The sequence below is a fragment of the Actinomadura sp. NPDC048021 genome, from assembly GCF_040653135.1.
Lineage (GTDB): Bacteria > Actinomycetota > Actinomycetes > Streptosporangiales > Streptosporangiaceae > Spirillospora > Spirillospora verrucosospora.
The window spans coordinates 335,086-352,361 of the sequence record NZ_JBEZJQ010000003.1 but is presented as its reverse complement, the minus strand read 5'-3'; the positions used below and the strand labels follow the sequence as shown (position 1 = coordinate 352,361).

The following is a 17,276-nucleotide window of genomic DNA, read 5'->3' as shown; positions in this document are numbered from 1 at the left end:
GGGGCGCTCAGGCCTCGCCGGCCGTCGTCCGCCGCCACAGCCGGCGGACGGACGGCGCGATGAGGGACGGCCCGCCCGCCAAGCACCAGAGGGCGATGACCGGGTCGCAGATGGCGCAGCCGAGCGAGGATCCGTGCGCGAACGGGACGATCGGGTTGCCCTTCACGTGGTGCACCACGTCCCAGGCCGTGTGGAGCAGCCATCCGACGCCGATGAACGTCCACGATTCGAGCCCGCGGTAGGCGCAGTAGGTCACGGCGGCGGTGAAGAGGAACTCCCAGCCGCCGAGACCGCCGCCGCTGAGGTAGGCGGCGCCCGCTCCGGCGACCATGACCGCGTTGAACCGGCGCCGGTGCGGCTCCCTGATCAACGACATCCCGGCGGCGTAGGCGGCGCCGATCAGGATCGGCGCCAGGACGGTCATCAGCATCGGCTCTCCTCGGTGGGCCCGGTCATGCGGGACCGAAGCTAACCGTCCGCGATCACACCGCCCAGTGGCGGAAATGCCACCTCCCAGCGGAATACCGCCAAGCCGCCCGGCACCCCCCTGACAGAGCCGAACGGCCGGAGACACCCGTGGCGGCGGCGCTGTGGTCGGCTACGTTCTCGCCATGCACACCGTCGCCGTCCTCGCGTTCCCCGGCGTGATCCCGTTCGACCTGTCGACCCCGATCGAGGTCTTCACCCGGACCCGCCTGCCGGACGGCCGCCCCGCCTACCGGGTCCGCGTCTGCGCCGAGACGCCCGAGGTCGACGCCGGGGCGTTCACGCTCCGCGCGCCCTGGGGACTGGACGGGCTCCGGGACGCCGACACCGTCATCGTCCCCGGCGCCGCGGACCCGACGGCGCCCCTGCCGCCCGCCGTGCACGACGCGCTGACGGCGGCCGCCGCCCGAGGCACCCGGATCGCCTCCATCTGCACCGGCGCGTTCCCCCTCGCCGCGACCGGGCTGCTCGACGGCCTGCGGGCGACGACGCACTGGTCAGCCGCCGCCCTGCTGGCCTCCGCCCATCCCGGGATCGAGGTGGATCCGGACGTCCTCTACGTCGACAACGGGCGGATCCTCACCTCGGCCGGGGCCGCCGCCGGGCTCGACCTGTGCCTGCACATGATCCGCCGGGACCACGGCTCGGCGGTCGCCGCCGACGCGGCCCGGCTGTCGGTCATGCCGCTCGAACGGGAGGGCGAGCAGGCCCAGTTCATCGCGCAGCCGTGCCCGGCCACGCCGCGCGGCTCCGTCCTCGAACCCCTGCTCGCCTGGCTCCAGGACGACCTGTCCCGTCCCCTCACCGTCGCCGACATGGCCGCGCGCGCCGGCATGAGCGCCCGCTCCCTCACGCGCCACTTCCGCGAGCAGACCGGCACCACGCCTCTCCAGTGGCTCCACCGGGCCCGCGTCCACCAGGCGCAGCACCGGCTGGAGACCACCGAGCACACCGTCGAACGGATCGCCGCCCAGGTCGGCTTCGGCTCGCCGACCGCCTTCCGCGACCGCTTCAAGCGCACCACCGGCGTCAGCCCCCACGCCTACCGCCGAGCCTTCCGCGCCCGCGGCGGCGGAGCGCGTCAGCCCTCGACACCCAGGTATCCGCCCGTGTAGTCGATCATCTTCCGGACATGCGCGGCGATGCGGTGGGGACATCCCTCGCGGTCGTCCGCCCCCGCGGCGTCCGGCGCCACCGCCCGGGCAAGAGGCGGCACGTCGCGGAGACTGATCCCACGGTGCCCCTCCGGGTGCGGGCACGGCCGATCGAGGACCGAGAGATCGAACGTCTGGAGGCCGTCGCGGTAGAGCGCGACCACGCCGGGGGCTGCGACGCCCCAGGCGCAGTGCTGTGCCAGGTGGCTCACGGCCAGTGCCAGCGACGCCCGCTCCCCGGGACGCGCGTCGCCGAGCAGCCGGCGTGCCGCCCACAGCGCCGCGGCCTCGGCCGTGGGATCGGCCCTGCTGCCCTTCTGCCGCTCGATGTCGGTCATCAGCGCGTCGATGTCGAGCCGGCCGTCCCCCGTCAGGAAGCGCTCGTCCAGGTGCCCGGTGTCCGGGGCGTCGAAGCGCTCCGCCCGCGCGTCCTTGAAGACCTGTTCCGCCTCGGCGGCCAGCCCCGCGAGGTAACCGGGACACGCGTACGCCTCGATGTCCTCGTCGTCCGGGTGGCTTGCGAGCCACCCCTCCGGATCCCCGATGCGCGCCACGACGTCGCCCGCCTCCTCGGGGTCGTCGGCGACCAGCGGGTGCTCGTGCTCGCCGGGCGCCGCGCAGCCCGCGGCCTCCAGCACCGTCCCGGCACGTCCGGCCGCCTCGATCAGGTCGTCGACGAGCGCGGGGTCGGTGACCTTCCACCTGGCGTACCAGCGGCTCGCCCAGAGCGCCGCGGTCATCGCCCGCCCGTGCCGCGAGCCGGGGTCGGACCTCACCTCCGCGGCGATCGAACCGAGCAGCGCGAAAGGATCGCAGTAGGGGTAGCCATGAGCCATGTTGGCGAGCTCGCGGGCCAGGTCCGCGTAGTCGACCGCACCGTCGTCAGAGATCATCGCCCAAGCAAACCAGCCCGGCCGGGCACGAACGACCCGCCCTCAGGAACAACGCCAGACGGTGCCCACCTGAGTACCGGCCCAGACGGCCCTGGTGTGCGGCACCCGCGTCATCGAGTACGCGGTCACCGCGATAGGCGGGGTGGCACTGGTCCAGGAAGCACCGTCGAAGTGCAGCAGACGCGCGGGATCGAACGGGCTGGACACCCAGACGCCGCCCCGTCCATCGGAGGCGATCGAGCCGAGGAACCCCACCACGGACTTCGGCCGCACCTCGCCGAGCGGATCGGACGGATTCGGAAGCCGATGCACGGTGAACGCGGAGCCGTCCCAGTGGTGCAGCGTCGGCGGCGGGAACAACGGGCTCTGCTCAAGGGCGTAGAACCAGACGTCGTCCGGAGCGACGTACTCGATCTGCAGGATCCAGTGGGCCCATTCCGATCCCCACGGTGTACGCGTCCAGTCAGTGCCGTCGAAGTGCCACAGCGGGGTCGGGCCGATCTGCGACTCGCCGAATCCCGCGGCCCAGACGTCCGAGGCGCTTCCGGCGGCGATGGCGTTGAGCCCCGAGGGTTGCGGAAGGGTGAGCGCCCTCGTCCACTGGCCGTGCCGCCGCACCGACACCGTCGTGGCGTCCCCGTGGATCCCGGTCGCCCACAGTCCGCCCGTCCGGTCGACGTCGATGGCCTGGAGCTGCTCGCCGACGGGACCTGCCACCGTCGTCCAGCGGCGCCCGTTCCAGTGCAGCAGGTCGGTGCGCTCCTTGGCATTCTGACCTGCGGCAAGGGCCCACACGTCCGCGGCGTGGTGCGCGCGGACATCGTTGACGACAGCCAACCCCTCAGGCATCGCGACGCGCGTCCAGCCGCGCGGGTTCCGATGCAGCATGACGGCCCGCGAGTCCGGCTGGTACACGTTCTCGGCGCCCCCGGCGAAGACGTGCCACGGGTCCGGCGCGGCGATCCCGAGCAGATGGCTCCGCCCAGCCAGCGGCGGCGCGGGCACATCCACCCACTCCCCCGCCGCCGGCGCCACGGCCCGCGCGACCCCACCCAGCGGCCCGGCACAGGCGGCCCCGACCAGCGCAGCACCCCCCACCCCGAACACCCGACGCGACATCAGCGGATTAAGCGGGCTTCGATCCACAACGCCTCCTCGAACAACCGACCAACAACGCCAGTATTCGCTGGCAAGATCACCCCCCACCACCCCCTGACCTCAAACGGCCACCCGGCCCCCGCCACCCCCACCACCCACACCACGGCGGTGGCGGGGAGGGTGGGTCAGGCTGCGGCGGTGGCTTCTAGTTCTACTGTCAGGGTGGGGATTGCTAGGCGGGTTACGCCCAGCATTGTGGTGCTGGTGGCTGCGTTGGCGGCGGCCAAGCGGGAGGCCAGGATGCCGTAGTGCTGGAAGAGGAGGTCGACGTCGGTGGTGTAGACGTTGAGGCGGACGAGGTTCGCCAGCGACATGCCGGCCTCGGCGAGTACGGCCTCCAGGTTGTCGATGCTCAGTGCGAGCTGGGCCGCCATGTCGCCGGCATGCTGGGGCTTGCCGTCGCCGCTCATCGCGGTCTGGCCTGAGCAGTACAGGGTTCGGGTGTGTCCGGAGACGACCTCGCCCTGGTTGTAGCCCAGGTCCACCGACCACGTCCACGGGTTGACCGTCGTACGCTCCATTGCCTTTAGCTCCATTCGATTCGTTGGAAGTGCGTCATCGGGCGGCTCGATGGCCGCCCTCTGGCGTTGGGAAGAGCCTTCCAACGAATCACGACATCCTGTGTCATGTATTTGAGTAGGTTCTTGGTGTGCGTGCTGACCGGTTGGTCTCGCTGGTGTTGTTGCTGCGTCAGCATGGTCGGCTGTCTGCGACGGCACTGGCCCGGGAGTTGGAGGTGTCGACGCGTACGGTGCTGCGCGACATCGAGGCGTTGTCCGCAGCGGGGGTCCCGGTCTACGCCGAACGCGGTCGGCACGGCGGTTTCGCGTTGCTGCCCGGTTTTCGGACCGAGCTCACCGGGCTGAACCACGAGGAGGCGCTCGCGCTGCTGGTCGCCGGATCGCGGCGCGGTGCGCAGGCGTTCGGCCTCGGCTCGGCGCTCGCATCGGCCATGCTCAAGGTGGTGGACGCGCTGCCCGAGAGCTATCGGGACACCGCGGCCGACGCGGCCCAGCGGCTGCTCATCGAACCCGACGCCGACCTTCTCGCGCGGCGGCTGGTCGCCGAGGAAGTGCCTGAGGCGGTGGTGGCCGAGGTCAGGCGCGCGGTGTTCGCCGGGCACAAGCTGCGCATCCACTACGCGGCGGTGGATCAGAGCCCGAAGTGGCGCACGGTGGACCCGGTCGGCCTCGTCACCGTCCGCGGCCTGGGCTACCTGCTGGCCACGAGGTCCGGCGAGGACCGGACGTACCGGCTGTCGCGGATCGTGGCCGCCGAGGAACTGGACGAACCCGCCGAGCGTAGGGAACGGGTCGATCTGGACCGGGCGTGGCAGGAGCGCAGCACGCGGTTCCGGACGGGCGGCGACCAGGTCGCCGTCCTCGCACGGGTGCACCCGGCGCGGCGCAAGGATCTGGTCGGCACCGCGCTGGCCGTCCTCGCCGAGGAGGACGACGCGGACGGCTGGCTGCGGCTGGAGGTGACCTTCCAGGATTCGAGGCACGCCGTCTGGGCGCTGTGGCAGGTCGCCGACAACGCGGAGGTTCTCGCCCCGCAATGGTTGCGCACCTCGCTGCGCGACCGCGCCGCCGCCATCGCCGCGCGCTATGACGACTCGTGCTGATGCGCTGGTGCGGCCAATGGCGGGAGCAGGTATGTTCTCGCGGACGATCTCGCCTTTCGCTTCCAGCCGATCGGACGCCCCGATGGACAGTGCCTACTCCCCCGTGCCGGAGCTGAACCTGCTCAGCGAACTTGAGAAGAGCCTCGGCGGAGAGTTCATCTCGGACGGTTTCGAGATGCTCGAATTCGGAGAGCCGCAGCACGATTCGTGGTCGGACGCCCCAGAGTTCGTCGAGGCGTTCCTCCCCTTCGCGGCCGCCACCGGCTCAGGCTCGTTCTATGCCTTGTGGCGGGTGGACGACCGCGCGGACCTCGCCGCCTTGCCGATCGCGGCGTTCGGCGACGAAGGGGGGATCCATCTCACCGCGCGCGACCTTCGGGACCTGTTCCGCCAACTCGCGAGCGACCGGCCGCTGTCGGTCGACTGGGGCGACGCCTACTTCGCCGAGTACGAGGGCTACCACCGCGAACGCGACGGCGCCCCCGAGGCGCACGCGGCTTATGTCGCATGGCTGAAGCAGCACTTCGGCCTGGATCCGGTGAGCGACCCCAACGACCTGATCAAAGCGGCCCGAGACCAATTCGGGGCACGCTTCGAGACCTGGATCAGGCCGTTCATCTGACCGGCGCTCTGGCGCATTCGTTGAACTACGCGGATCGCTCGTGCGCGCTCACGATCAGGCTCGTGGCGCCGGGTCGAGTGACGACCAGGTGGGGCTTCCAGCAGTCCGACTCTTCGGTCCCGACCTCCCGTCCGCATCCTGAGCAGACGAGGTTCGGTCCGTCGAGTCCGGTGGGCCCGCAACAGCCGGCCGAACGCGCTTGGTCGGGGTGACGGACCGCTCCGACGATGTCGTCGCAGTTGACCACGAAACCGCCTTCCCAACTGGAGACGTAAGCACCTCGCGGAAGATAGGGCTGCCCGGGAACGTCTCCGCGGGCGGCTTCGGTCAGTTCGATCTCGGTGGTGAGCCTTCGGGTGCAGTGGGCGCATGCGAGGTGCGGCATAGCGTCAATGATCCATGCGCACGGGCGGGGCAGGGACCAGGTCGCGCATGAGCGCGACGCCCACGACGTCCTGACGGGCGGCACGGCCTGCCGCGGCGTTGGGTTTTCAGGCGGAGGATTGGGAATTGGCCGGCTTGAAGGAGAGGCTTCCGTCGGGGTGTTCCCCGTCTTCTGCGGATAGGACCACGCGGTAGGAGGCGACTCTGGTTTTGAAGCCCGGGCGGTAGAGGCTGTAGCAGCGGTAGGGCGTAGGCCCCGGGGGCATGACGGCCACCTCAGGGATGTCGGCGTCGCAGCGGTACTCGTCGTCGCCGCCGGACGGGTGGTAGCCCCACTGACGGTGGACGCCTTCCCGGGTGAGCACGAGCTTCGTCGCGACGGCCGACAGCCTGTACCGGTATTCGGTGCCGCTTGGGAAGTCTTCCCCGGGCTTGGCCGTCAGCCGCTTCGACACTATGGAGACACTGGTGCGGAACTCGGCGGTCTTGCCTCTGTAGGACACCGTGCACGTGAAGGTTTCCGGGCGCGTGCCGATTCGGCTCGTGTTGGTGTCGCATCGGGTCTTGGTCTCCGCGGCCACGCCCCCGGCCCTGACGGTGGCCTTTTCCATCTCATGCATGAGCCGTTCTATGCGCGGGGCACCGACAGGCGGGGCGGAGGTAAGGGGCTGCGGCACTGCGAAGGTGCCCGTCTTCGGGACGCGGATGCCGGGCTTTTCGCCGCCGTCACCACAGCCCGCAGCCATCCCGGCCGCCAGGACCAGCGTGAATGTGAAGACGGGGCGTCTGCGCCCCGGGATTTGAAGAACACCGCAAGTCATTGGACGATTACAGCACGTTGGAGCGAGGCGGATCGACCGCTGAGGAAAGCCCGCTGCTTTGCCGCTGGAGCGAACCGGCGTCGCCTTCCCCCGCCGACCGCAAGAAGGGCCCCGGCGGCTTGTCTCCACCGGGGCCCTTTCTCATGCCTAGAGGTCGAACGTCCCGGCCTTCACCCGAGCGAGGAGACCGGTGAACGTGGTGTGGTCGAGGGGGAGGTGACCGCCTTCGGGGTTCTTGCTGTCCCGGATACCGATGGAGGTCGGAAGCATCGCGACCTCCACGCACTCTTGTTCGGTGTTGCTGCGGCTGCTCTTGCGCCAGATGGCCGCAGCGGCGACGTCGGTGCTCATCGTCCGTTCATCTCCCTTGCTACCTGCCGGAACAACGCCGAACTGTCCTCCTGGGGCAGAGCGTTGTCCCAGATGACCGTGAACGCCCCGGCGTAGCGGTCGATCTCGCGGGGTTTATCCAGATATAGAGCGCCGGTGAAGCCTTGTACAAACACCGTCGGCGGTTCGTGATCGCGCCCGTCCTCCTTGGTCGGGAACCGCAGGATGATGAACGCCCCCGTGTCGAGGCCGCGGTGCGAGCCCGCCGCGAACGGCACGAGGCGGATGGCCACGTTGGGGCAGTCGTTCAGTTGTGCCAGCCGGTCGAGCTGGGCCGCCATGACCGCGGGCCCGCCGATGACCCGGCGGACGACCGCCTCGCTCAGGACGACCTTCAGGTCAGGCGGGGCCGTGACGCGCGTGACCAGCGCCTGCCGTTGCATTCGCAGCCGGACCCGTCGTTCGACCTCTTCGGCTTGCAGATCTGGTCGGTTCTTCTTGAAGAGCGCGTAGAGGTAGTCGGGGGTCTGGAAGAGGCCCGGGACCAGCTCCGGCGAGTACTCCTCTCGGCTGCTCGCAGCCTCCTCCAGGCCGATGAAGAGATCGAATCCCTCAGGGATCACGTCGCCGTAGGCGTGCCACCATCCCTTTCCCTTGGTCTCCTTGGCCAAGCCCATCAGGGCGGTCTTCAGTTCCTCGGTTGCGCCGTACACGCGGCACATGGTCTCCACGTCGTGAGATCGCAGGGACGTTTGGCCTGTCTCGATCCTCCACATCTTTGCTTCGGACCATTCAAGCGCTTTCGCCGCAGCTTGTACGGTTAAGCGCGCATTTATACGAAGTTCTCGGAGATACCGGCCGAGTTGCCGCCGGGGGACGGTCGAACCCGTGGTCGCTTCCGACACTCACATCACCTCCCTCTCGCATCTCGGGGCCGCCTTTCACCCGGAATGAAAGCATCCCCTCGCCCGGTCCGCAACAGGTCTCTGACCTGCGAAAATTCTCGCCAGGAGAATCGATCCGACCGCTTGCAGACCTTGCTTTCATGGTGCTCTACTCGGAGTCAGCACGGGAGTGAAACGCGATAATCCGCGATCACGGCGAGCTGGACATGGCGCCCGTTCCGCGCACATCGCCATATCAACAGGAAAACCAGTCCCCCGCACCAGAAGAGGCCGATCATGAAAAACAACCGACGTTCCCCGGACGGCTCCCGCCGGGCGCCCGGAGCGTGATCCCGCAACGCGGGATCGAAAGCGGCGGCGGCATGACTCCATCGGTTCCAGACGGCGTCGGCGAGGGCTCGAAGGGCGCGGAGTTCACGACCACGCTCGGGAATCTGCTGCGAGGCCACAAGCTCGCGGTCGAGAACCTCGACGCTCTGCGCCTGCGTGTGGCGAAGGAGCCGGAGGCGCCCGGCGTGGAGGTCGAGTGCCGGCGCCGTGCGAACGACGGCGATCGCTGGTGGTTCGTCCAGCACGGTATCTGGATGTGCGAGGCCGACAGCCCCATGAACGCCGTCGTCCTGGTGAAGGCGGCTCTCGGGGCGGAGGAGGACCGGTGAACCGGCCGTACGCCGCTCATCCGCCCCGGCACGGCGAGGCACCGTAGCGATCACGCCCTGGGCACGCCTCCCCATACCCGGGGGCGTTTTCGATACGCCGACGATAGGTGCCGAGTCGTAGCGTTCGAGCCTGCCCAATCTGATCGCCGAGCAAGGTCCCCGAACGAGGGAGGCCGTGCGCGATGCTCCTTTCCCTTTGAGCGATCGCGGCAGGCATCGCCGTCCGACATCGCGGCGGAAGGGGCCACGAAAGGAGAAAGCCGTGGCTGATGACGGGAAGTGGGAGCGACGTTCGCTGCTGCGAGGCGCCGCCGTGGTGGCCGGCGCATCCGCGACCGCGACGCCGGCGGGCGTCGCGGTCGCGGCCCACGCCGACGGTGGTGACGCGGACGCGCTGTTCAAGGCCGGGAAGTTCGAACAGGCCGGCCGCGCCTACGAGGCGATCCTGAAAAGAGACCCCGCCAACGTGCACGCGGCCCGTCGGCGCGGCCAGGTCGCGCTACTGACCAACCAGTTCTCCGACGCTGAGCACTATCTCGCCATGGCTCTGAGACTGGCGCCCAGCGACAAGGAGACCAATCGACTTCTGGGCGATTGCTACATCCGTCAGGACAAACTCTCCCAGTCCGTGCCGCACTGGCGAGCGGCCGGCAAGGACGTCTTCGCCACGTGGTTCGGGGCGGTTCAGGGCGAGCCGTACCAGGTCCACGGCGACGCCGCCCGGCTGCCGTGGCAGCAGATGGACCCGTCACCACAGGTCGAGGGGTCGGTCAACGGCGGACCGCCCAAGCGCTTCATGCTCTACACCGGCGCCCCATGGCTGGGCATGTCCGCGGGGGTGGCGAGGGAGGCCGGGCTGACCGCCGTGGCCGAGCAGCAGATCGACTACCTGGACGGCACCGCGTGGCAGTACTTCGGGGTGCTGGAATCCTTCAGGCTGGGCGACGTCGAACTGCGCAACATCCCCGTGGAGTGGTCGGAGACGGACCAGGCTTCGCCCGGGGGGCCCAGCGACGGCATCATCGGCACGTGGGTCTTCTACCACCTGCTGACCACCTTCGACTACGCGGGCCGGTCGCTGATCCTGCGCCGTCCCACTCCCGAAGCCGTCCGCCGGGTACGGCGCGACGCCGCGCGGGCGGGCGCCAGGCCCCTGCCGCTGTGGCTGGCCGATGAGCACGGCCTGTACAGCAGGGGCAGCATCGGCGATTCCGGATCGCGATTGGTGGGACTGTCGATCGGTGGAACCAGCGAGAGCGCCGTGGCCATGCCCGAGGAGACGGCCAAGCGTCTGCGGATCCGTACCGACTACGACCGCCCGCTGGAGACTTTCGCGCACAGCCACCCGGTCGTCACCTATCCCTGCTACCCGGACGAGATCCGCCTTGGCGACGCCGTCGCCAGGGAGGTCTACTGCTTGGCGAATCCCTCCGGTAGACCCCCTCGCGCCGGGTTCGACTCGCTGGGGGCGTTCTTCCACCCCTTCTTCAAGCCGTACACCGTCACCCTCGACTTCACCGGCATGAATCTCTACATCGCCCGCGGCTAGGGCTCGTCCGAGGGGAAGTCGGTCGAGCGCGTCACGGCGGCCCACTGCTCGGCCTCGGCGGCGCGGGCCTCGGCGGACCTGCGGGCCAGGGCGAGGGCGTCGCCACCGAGGATGAGGCGGCGGGGCGGATCGTCGGCGGCGACCACGTCGATGACGGCCTTGGCGGCGCGGGCCGGGTCGCCTTGCTGGGTGCCGTCGTTGGCCTGCCGGTAGCTGTTGATGGCGCCGACCGTCTCCTCGTAGTCGGGGCCGACCGGGTGGAGTTCCATGGACGAGCCCTGCCAGTCGGTGCGGAACGCGCCCGGCTCGACGATGAGGACCTTCACGCCGAACGGCGCAACCTCGGCCGCGAGCACCTCGGAGAACCCTTCGACGGCGAACTTCGCGGCCTGGTAGGCGCCCATCCCGGGGGTGCCGCCCACGCGTCCGCCGATGGAGGAGACCTGCACGAAGGTCCCCGAGCGCTGGGCGCGCAGGACGGGCAGCGCGGCCCGCGTCACGTTCACGACGCCGAAGAAGTCGGTCTCGATCTGGGCGCGGAAGTCGTCCTCGGCCATCTCCTCAATGGGCGCGCTGTTGGCGTAGCCGGCGTTGTTGACGACGACGTCGAGACGGCCGAAGGCGACGGTGGCCTCCTCCACGGCACGGGCGGCCGCGGCGGGGTCGGTGACGTCCAGCGCGACCGCCCGGATCCGTTGGTCGTGCCTGGCCGCCAGGTCGTCCAACTGCTGCGGACGCCGGGCGGTCGCGACGACCTGGTCACCGGCGTCCAGGACCGCCTCGGTGAGGTGGCGTCCGAGTCCTCGCGACGCTCCGGTGATCAGCCATGTCCTTGCCATGAGTGGTTCCTCCGTTCGGTCGGGTGCGGTTCGCGGTCAGAGGCGGTGTGCGCCGGTGACGGCCTGGGCGAAGGCCGCGGCGTCCGGCAGGCCGGCCGGGGAGGCGGCGGCCCCGCCCGCGACCTGGCCGATCCCTTGCCGGACGCGCGTCTGTTGATCATGTTGCCCCTCCGTGCCGATTCCGTGCGTCGTCATCGACTCTCGCCCGAAGGGAGAGCGGCCACACCCGTCATTTGATGGTGAGACCCGATGTGAGTCGTTAGGGGTCAGCTGTCGCCGGCCCTCGCCAGGGCGTCGCGCAGGGCCGCCCGTCTCGGCCCCTGGACGTGCCTCAGCCGGACGCCGCGGGCGAGGCGGACGCGGGCCGGCTCGAACGGGAAGCCCGCCGCCGCCGGAGCGGACTCCGCCCGCGCGTACATGTCCTCCGCCTCCTTCTCGCCGGACGCGGTCATCGCGAGCGCGCCGTAGGTGATCAGCGCGAGGCGCGGCGAGATGCCGGGCAGGCCCGCGCCGAGCGCGGTTTCGGCGTGCAGGCGGGCCTGCTCCAGGCGGCCGGCCGCGCCGACCCGCCACGCGGCAGGGGGCAGGTTCACGAGGGTCGAACCGGAAGCCGGTGCCGGCGACCGGCGGCAGGGGCCGCTCGAGCCCGACGCCGCCGGACCGGGGGCGACACGCTCCGACGCCCGCTGACCAGCGGCGACGTTGATCGCCAGGCGGGTAACCTGTGCCGGTGGCAGACCTCCCGTGGCAGCGCCCGGCGATCACGCCCGAAACCCACCGGGCGACCTCCTTCGAGATCTTCTTCGACCTCGTCTTCGTGTTCGCGATCACCCGGGTCGTCTCGTTCATGGCGCACTCCCCGTCCGCCCTGTCCCTGGTGCGCGGGCTGATCCTCCTCCTGCTGCTCTGGTGGTCCTGGGCGGCGTACGCCTGGCTGGGCAACCGGGTGCGCGCCGATCGCGGCGTGGTCCGGACCGGGATGCTGGCGGTGATGGCGGCCCTGTTCGTCGCGGCCCTGGTCATGCCGGACGCCTTCGGCCGCCACGCCGCGGGGGTCGACGCCCCGCTCGTCCTGGCGGGCGCCTTCTGCGTCGTCCGGGTGGTCTACTTCGGGCTGTACCTGTCGTCGGTGGCGGGCGACCGCGGGCTGCGCGACCAACTGCTCCTCGACGCGGTCCCCCAGACGATCTCCCTGTCCGCCCTCATCGCGGGGGCGGTGCTCGGCGGGACCTGGCAGACCGTGCTGTGGGCCGCCGCGTTCGCCGTCGACTTCGGTGGGGGCCGGATCGCCTCCGGCCTCGGCGGCTGGACGGTCCGCAGCGCCGGCCACTTCGCCGAACGGCACCGCATGGTGCTGATCATCGCGCTGGGCGAGTCCCTGATCTCCGCCGGCGCGGGGGCGGGCGACTCGATCGCCGGTGCCATGGTGCTCCTGGCGGCGCTGGTCGGGTTCGTCGCCGTCGTGTGCCTGTGGCTGCTGTACTTCCGCGGCCTGGCGGACGCCGCCGAGGGCGTCCTGGAACGCGCGTCCGGCCTGCGCCGTGCTCAGATCGCCCGCGACGCCTACACCATGGTCCACTTCCCGCTCATCGCCGGCGCCCTCTACATCGCCCTCGGCGCCCACGAAGTCCTGGCAGAGTTGTCCGGCGACGCCGCCGACCACGGTCGGGCCCTGGAGTGGCCCGTCCTGACCGCCTTGTACGCGGGGGCCGCCGTGTTCCTCCTGGGGCGGGCCGCCTTCGCCAGGCTCACCGTCCGTTCCGTTCCGGCGGCGCCGCTGGTCGTCGCCGCGGCGTTCTTCCTGCTGATCCCCGCCGCCCGGCTCCTGCCCGCGCTCGCCGCACTCGGCCTGGTGAGCGGGCTGCTCCTCGGCCTGGTCGCCTTCGAGAGGCGGGCGGCCGTCCGGTACGGCGCCGCGGACCCTGAATGAGGGCCCGCGGCAGAAGGCCGCGGCCGTCGGCCAGGGGGACGGCGCTCGGGCGCCACGGCCGCGGAGCCGCCACATCCCATGGCCACGGTGACTCCGGTCGCCTGGGCGAGCCGCACCGGCGCGCGGGGGCGGCGGCCCGGGTCGGCGCCGTATCCGGCCTCCTGGGCGACCGGCTCGGCGACATAATGGCGCGAACTGTCATGTAACAGGTGCGTCCCCCGGACTCGTTCAGGGCCGGCGGTTATGCGGGCGCGGGGCGGGAAGACGATCTCTGGTACGTGGCGGTGGACGGGTTGCCCGCAGGGGAGTTCAGGGGAGGGTGGTCCGCCGTGACGGAAGCAGAAGAGGGACGTCCCTTAGACGGACGCGTGTCTCCGCGCGTACTCCGGGGTCCGGTCGTGCTGGCGCTGGTCTCGGCGCTCGTTCTGGTCGGCGCGTGCTCGACGTCCCGCCGCTCGTCCGCCGACCGGCCGGGCAAGGCGGGCGCGGCGACCGTGGAGACGCCCGAGAACGCCAAGCCCGGCACGACGGACTGGCAGGTCCGCCGCAGGGGGGCCGAGCACGAGATCGAGGGGTACGCCGATCGCGTGAGCGTGCTGCCGGGCCAGTCGTTCCGGCTGTTCGTCTCGACCACGACCTCCGGGTTCAGCGCGGAGGCGTTCCGGATGGGCTGGTACGGGGGCGCGAACGCGCGCCGCGTGTGGCGGTCGGGGCAGGTCGCCGGGGTGCGGCAGGCGGCGGCCCGGATCGACCGGAAGACGCGCACCGTCTCGGCGCCGTGGCGGCCGTCGATGACGGTCGCCACGTCCGGCTGGCCCGCGGGCAGCTACCTGATCAGGCTGACCGCCGTGTCGGGCGCCCAGCGGTACGTGCCGGTGACCGTCCGCTCGCCGGACACCGCCGGACGGGTCGTGGTGCTGAACGCGACCACCACCTGGCAGGCGTACAACATGTGGGGCGGCCACGACCTGTACGAGGGGCCGTCCGGGTACGACGACCGGTCCTACGCGGTCAGCTTCGACCGCCCCTACGACAAGACCGGCGCGGGCAAGTTCCTGACCTACGAGCAGCCCGCGATCGCCCTGGCCGAGAAGGCGGGCGTGCCGCTGGCGTACGCCACCGACAACGACCTGCACAGCGATCCCGCTCTGCTGAGCAAGGCGCGCGGCCTGCTCACGCTGGGGCATGACGAGTACTGGTCGTCGGCCATGCGCCAGCGCGCCACGGAGGCCCGCGACCACGGCGTCAACATCGCGTTCCTCGGCGCCAACGCGGTGAACCGGCACATCCGGTTCGAGGCGACGGCACTGGGGGCCGACCGGCTGGTGGTCTGCTACAAGGACTCCTCCGCCGACCCCGTCGCCCGGACGAACCCGGCCGAGTCGACGCAGGACTGGCGGCTCCCGCCGAAGCCGCGCCCGGAGAGCGACATCATCGGCATCCAGTACATGTGCTTTCCGGCGGAAGGCGCGTTCACCGTCTACCGGCCCGATTTCTGGCTGTTCCGCGGCACCGGCGTGCGTGCGGGAACCCGGTTCCCCGGCATGGTCGGCCCCGAGGCCGACGCGATCGCCCCCGGCGGCCCGACGCCGCCGACACTGGAGATCGTCGGACGGTCCCCGATCAGCTGCGGGACCGGGAGCGCCGTCGCGCACGCGTCCTACTACACGACCCGCAGCGGGGCCGGGGTCTTCGCCACCGGCACCATGCGCTGGGTGTGCGCGATGCGGGGACGCGCCTGCGGCCACGGCGTCGACGAGGCGGGCCGCGCCTTCGTCACGCGGGTGACCGACACGCTCGTCCGGGCGATGGCCGCCGGACCGCTCGCGCGCAGCCATCCGTCCCGTCCCAACTCCAAGGAGCTCGCGGTCGCGCCCTGAAGCGCGCCGCCCAACGCCAGTCCGTGGGGCGATCGCGTCAGGCGGCGATGACGGCGCCGGGTTTTCTGTCCACAGGGTGTGGACGGTGTGGAGGCGCCTCCGAAGGACGGGCCTTCGGAGGCGCCTCCGCCCGGTGCTCCGCCGCTAGCGGCGGGCCTTCATCCTGTAGGTGGCCTTCTTCGGGGCCGGGGTCGGGGCCTTGGCCGTCTTGCGCGGGGTCTTGCCGGACTTGAGGATCTGCTTGAGCTTGGCGGCGACCGGGCCGGACGCCAGGCTCTGCGGGGTGTTGCTCGCGTTGATCCCGTTGCCCAGGTTGAGGACGCCGGTCAGCTTCATGGAGTTCTGCGAGGCGGGCGACGGCAGCCCCATGAGCTGGTTGATGACGCCGTCGAGCATGCCGAACGGGCCGCAGCCCTTGGCGGCGGGGACCTCGATCGGCGCCTCCAGGGAGACGGCCGCCGGGACGAAGCCGAGGTGCGGGTCGCCGTTCGGGGAGCCGGCCAGGAAGGTGGTCGGCAGGCTCGCGGTGATCGGGCCGATGACGCAGGTCGTGCCGAGCAGCTGGTTGTTCAGGTGGACGTTGAGCGGCACACGGACGCCGAGCCCGGTGTCGGTGAGGTAGGCGTGCACCTTGCCGGCCAGCGTCTGGCTGATCGTGAGGCGGTTGACGTCCCACATCGCGGCGGGCGACTTGCCGAGGATCGGGCCGATCAGCGGCAGCTGCGCGATGAGGCCGCCCGGCACCTCCACCTGCTTGGAGATGAGCTGCTCGCCGACCACGGGCGGGTCGAGGACGAAGTCGCCGGTCTCGTCGGGCGCCCCGAGGGAGCCGGTGATGCGGATGGCGCCGCTCGGCAGGCTCTGCCGGAAGGTGCCGATCTTGACGTCGCCGCCGGTGGTGACCTGCGTCTGGCAGAGGGACTCCACCGCGCACTGGTTCTGGAAGCGCGCGGCGGGGGTGGGGCTGCTGCCCGGGGCCGCGGCCGGAAGCGCCGGGTGGGACGTGCCGGACGGCGGGGCGGCCGGGTCGAAGTGCCCGATCAGGCCGCGGCCCGGCTCGGTGAACCACAGGTGGCCGCCGGGGCCGTTGACGATGCGGGTCGGCGCCGAGAGGGTCGCCGGCAGCGGGTACTCGGCGATCTCGCCGGTGGCGGGGTCGAGGCTGCCGATGTTGCTGGCGGCGGCCTCGGTGAACCACAGCTTGCCGTCCCGCGCGACGATGCCGGTCGGGTCGGAGTCGGGGCGTGGCGTGGCGTACTCGGCGACCTCGCCGGTGGCCGGGTCGAGGCTGCCGATCCGGCTGACGCCGGGCTGCGTGAACCACAGCTTGCCGTCCGGGCCGGACACGATGTCGCCCATGCCCGGGTAGCCCTGGAAGGTGAACGGCGTGTCGTAGGGGGTGACCTGGCCGGTGGCGGGGTCGAGCCGGCCGATCCGGCCGCTGGTGTCGGTGAACCACACCGCCTGGTCCGGGCCCACGGTGACCGCGTACGGGGACAGGCCCGTGGCGTACGCCGTGACGTTCCCGGACGGGTCGACCCGGCCGATCGTGCCGGAGTACCCGCCGGTGATCCACACCGATCCGTCCGGGCCCGGCGCGACACCGTTGACCTGGGCGTTGGCGAAGTTCACGTCGCCCGTCACCGGCAGCTCGAAGAGCGTCGCGGCGCCGTTCGCCGGGTTCACGCGCCCCACCCGCGGGACGCTGTAGGACATGTCGGTGAACCAGAGCGCGCCGTCGCTCGCGGCCGTCATCGCGTCGGGGACGCCGGCCTGGTGCTGCGAGTTCTCACTGATCGTGAACTCGGTGACCTTGCCGTCGGCGCCGACGCGGCCGATGCCGCCGGCGTTCGCGGCGTACCAGAGGGTGCCGGACGGTCCGGCGGCGAGCCCGACCGGCGCGACGTCGGGCACCGGCAGCGCCACCTCGGTCACCTGGCCGTCGGCCGACGCCGGCGGCACCGCCGCGAGCGGGCTCAGGCCCAGCACCGCGGTGAGGGCGAGCGATCCCGCCCGTGTACGTCGATGGCGCATGCCATCGC

The 17,276-nt window shown here is 71.2% G+C and carries 18 protein-coding genes; 7 read left to right on the top strand and 11 right to left on the bottom strand.

Features of this window, described 5'->3' with window-relative positions; translation table 11 throughout:
- Nucleotides 1–7: 7 nt before the first annotated feature.
- Nucleotides 8–430, bottom strand: a complete 423-nt coding sequence (locus AB0C87_RS07535; protein ID WP_345183421.1) for a DUF6010 family protein — start codon at nt 428–430, stop codon at nt 8–10.
- Between the two features lie 181 nt (nt 431–611).
- Here AB0C87_RS07535 and AB0C87_RS07530 point away from each other — a divergent pair, with 181 nt between their 5' ends.
- The gene (locus AB0C87_RS07530; protein WP_360576828.1) at nt 612–1,601 is read left to right on the top strand and encodes a helix-turn-helix domain-containing protein; all 990 of its coding nucleotides are present in this window, start codon (nt 612–614) and stop codon (nt 1,599–1,601) included.
- On the opposite strand, the gene AB0C87_RS07525 is transcribed toward AB0C87_RS07530, so the two are convergent.
- The 3 genes from AB0C87_RS07525 to AB0C87_RS07515 form a co-directional block, all read right to left on the bottom strand.
- Entirely contained in the window at nt 1,568–2,533 is a 966-nt protein-coding gene (locus tag AB0C87_RS07525) for a hypothetical protein (protein WP_360576827.1), read from the bottom strand. The genes AB0C87_RS07530 and AB0C87_RS07525 overlap by 34 nt on opposite strands.
- A gap of 42 nt (nt 2,534–2,575) precedes the next feature.
- Nucleotides 2,576–3,652: a hypothetical protein gene (locus AB0C87_RS07520; protein ID WP_360576826.1), complete on the bottom strand. Its 1,077-nt coding sequence runs from the start codon at nt 3,650–3,652 to the stop codon at nt 2,576–2,578.
- Between the two features lie 164 nt (nt 3,653–3,816).
- Entirely contained in the window at nt 3,817–4,212 is a 396-nt protein-coding gene (locus AB0C87_RS07515; protein ID WP_345183434.1) for a RidA family protein, read from the bottom strand.
- A 128-nt stretch (nt 4,213–4,340) separates the two neighbouring features.
- Here AB0C87_RS07515 and AB0C87_RS07510 point away from each other — a divergent pair, with 128 nt between their 5' ends.
- Both AB0C87_RS07510 and AB0C87_RS07505 read left to right on the top strand, forming a co-directional pair.
- Complete coding sequence (locus tag AB0C87_RS07510) at nt 4,341–5,315, top strand: WYL domain-containing protein (protein WP_360576825.1); 975 nt, start codon at nt 4,341–4,343, stop codon at nt 5,313–5,315.
- Nucleotides 5,316–5,397: 82 nt separating this feature from the next.
- Nucleotides 5,398–5,937 carry a hypothetical protein gene (locus AB0C87_RS07505; RefSeq protein WP_360576824.1) on the top strand — a complete coding sequence of 180 codons (540 nt, stop codon included), beginning with the start codon at nt 5,398–5,400 and terminating at the stop codon, nt 5,935–5,937.
- Nucleotides 5,938–6,428: 491 nt separating this feature from the next.
- On the opposite strand, the gene AB0C87_RS07500 is transcribed toward AB0C87_RS07505, so the two are convergent.
- The 3 genes from AB0C87_RS07500 to AB0C87_RS07490 form a co-directional block, all read right to left on the bottom strand.
- Nucleotides 6,429–6,941: a hypothetical protein gene (locus AB0C87_RS07500; protein WP_345183440.1), complete on the bottom strand. Its 513-nt coding sequence runs from the start codon at nt 6,939–6,941 to the stop codon at nt 6,429–6,431.
- A gap of 348 nt (nt 6,942–7,289) precedes the next feature.
- A complete protein-coding gene (locus tag AB0C87_RS07495; protein ID WP_353833264.1) occupies nt 7,290–7,493 on the bottom strand; it encodes a DUF397 domain-containing protein in 204 nt (67 codons plus the stop codon).
- Nucleotides 7,490–8,377, bottom strand: coding sequence for a Scr1 family TA system antitoxin-like transcriptional regulator (locus AB0C87_RS07490; RefSeq protein ID WP_353833263.1), 888 nt, complete (start codon nt 8,375–8,377; stop codon nt 7,490–7,492). The genes AB0C87_RS07495 and AB0C87_RS07490 overlap by 4 nt, the downstream gene beginning before the upstream one ends.
- 362 nt (nt 8,378–8,739) lie before the next feature.
- Here AB0C87_RS07490 and AB0C87_RS07485 point away from each other — a divergent pair, with 362 nt between their 5' ends.
- Together AB0C87_RS07485 and AB0C87_RS07480 are read left to right on the top strand one after the other, a co-directional pair.
- Nucleotides 8,740–9,036 carry a hypothetical protein gene (locus AB0C87_RS07485; protein ID WP_360576823.1) on the top strand — a complete coding sequence of 99 codons (297 nt, stop codon included), beginning with the start codon at nt 8,740–8,742 and terminating at the stop codon, nt 9,034–9,036.
- A 262-nt stretch (nt 9,037–9,298) separates the two neighbouring features.
- Nucleotides 9,299–10,585, top strand: a complete 1,287-nt coding sequence (locus AB0C87_RS07480; protein ID WP_360576822.1) for an aspartyl protease family protein — start codon at nt 9,299–9,301, stop codon at nt 10,583–10,585.
- On the opposite strand, the gene AB0C87_RS07475 is transcribed toward AB0C87_RS07480, so the two are convergent.
- The 3 genes from AB0C87_RS07475 to AB0C87_RS07465 all read right to left on the bottom strand — a co-directional run bounded on the left by AB0C87_RS07475 (nt 10,582) and on the right by AB0C87_RS07465 (nt 12,017).
- Nucleotides 10,582–11,424, bottom strand: a complete 843-nt coding sequence (locus AB0C87_RS07475) for an oxidoreductase (protein WP_353833260.1) — start codon at nt 11,422–11,424, stop codon at nt 10,582–10,584. The genes AB0C87_RS07480 and AB0C87_RS07475 overlap by 4 nt on opposite strands.
- Nucleotides 11,425–11,460: 36 nt before the next feature.
- Nucleotides 11,461–11,619, bottom strand: a complete 159-nt coding sequence (locus AB0C87_RS07470; protein ID WP_345183454.1) for a hypothetical protein — start codon at nt 11,617–11,619, stop codon at nt 11,461–11,463.
- A gap of 71 nt (nt 11,620–11,690) precedes the next feature.
- Nucleotides 11,691–12,017: a hypothetical protein gene (locus AB0C87_RS07465; protein WP_345183457.1), complete on the bottom strand. Its 327-nt coding sequence runs from the start codon at nt 12,015–12,017 to the stop codon at nt 11,691–11,693.
- A 137-nt stretch (nt 12,018–12,154) separates the two neighbouring features.
- On the opposite strand from AB0C87_RS07465, the gene AB0C87_RS07460 reads away from it, so the two are divergent.
- Complete coding sequence (locus AB0C87_RS07460) at nt 12,155–13,354, top strand: low temperature requirement protein A (protein ID WP_345183459.1); 1,200 nt, start codon at nt 12,155–12,157, stop codon at nt 13,352–13,354.
- A 398-nt stretch (nt 13,355–13,752) separates the two neighbouring features.
- Nucleotides 13,753–15,234: a N,N-dimethylformamidase beta subunit family domain-containing protein gene (locus AB0C87_RS07455; protein ID WP_360576821.1), complete on the top strand. Its 1,482-nt coding sequence runs from the start codon at nt 13,753–13,755 to the stop codon at nt 15,232–15,234.
- 144 nt (nt 15,235–15,378) lie between these two features.
- Here the strand turns inward: AB0C87_RS07455 and AB0C87_RS07450 are convergent, their stop codons facing one another.
- Entirely contained in the window at nt 15,379–17,268 is a 1,890-nt protein-coding gene (locus tag AB0C87_RS07450; protein WP_353833257.1) for a hypothetical protein, read from the bottom strand.
- Between the last annotated feature and the right edge of the window lie 8 nt (nt 17,269–17,276).

Excerpts from the sequence above, each read along its gene's own strand:
- AB0C87_RS07500 (WP_345183440.1), bottom strand. The coding sequence starts at position 6,941 with ATGCATGAGATGGAAAAGGCCACCGTCAGGGCCGGGGGCGTGGCCGCG.
- AB0C87_RS07525 (WP_360576827.1), bottom strand. The coding sequence starts at position 2,533 with ATGATCTCTGACGACGGTGCGGTCGACTACGCGGACCTGGCCCGCGAG.
- AB0C87_RS07535 (WP_345183421.1), bottom strand. The coding sequence starts at position 430 with ATGCTGATGACCGTCCTGGCGCCGATCCTGATCGGCGCCGCCTACGCC.
- AB0C87_RS07475 (WP_353833260.1), bottom strand. The coding sequence starts at position 11,424 with ATGGCAAGGACATGGCTGATCACCGGAGCGTCGCGAGGACTCGGACGC.
- AB0C87_RS07495 (WP_353833264.1), bottom strand. The coding sequence starts at position 7,493 with ATGAGCACCGACGTCGCCGCTGCGGCCATCTGGCGCAAGAGCAGCCGC.
- AB0C87_RS07450 (WP_353833257.1), bottom strand. The coding sequence starts at position 17,268 with ATGCGCCATCGACGTACACGGGCGGGATCGCTCGCCCTCACCGCGGTG.
- AB0C87_RS07530 (WP_360576828.1), top strand. The coding sequence starts at position 612 with ATGCACACCGTCGCCGTCCTCGCGTTCCCCGGCGTGATCCCGTTCGAC.
- AB0C87_RS07520 (WP_360576826.1), bottom strand. The coding sequence starts at position 3,652 with ATGTCGCGTCGGGTGTTCGGGGTGGGGGGTGCTGCGCTGGTCGGGGCC.
- AB0C87_RS07505 (WP_360576824.1), top strand. The coding sequence starts at position 5,398 with ATGGACAGTGCCTACTCCCCCGTGCCGGAGCTGAACCTGCTCAGCGAA.
- AB0C87_RS07515 (WP_345183434.1), bottom strand. The coding sequence starts at position 4,212 with ATGGAGCGTACGACGGTCAACCCGTGGACGTGGTCGGTGGACCTGGGC.
- AB0C87_RS07470 (WP_345183454.1), bottom strand. The coding sequence starts at position 11,619 with ATGACGACGCACGGAATCGGCACGGAGGGGCAACATGATCAACAGACG.
- AB0C87_RS07485 (WP_360576823.1), top strand. The coding sequence starts at position 8,740 with ATGACTCCATCGGTTCCAGACGGCGTCGGCGAGGGCTCGAAGGGCGCG.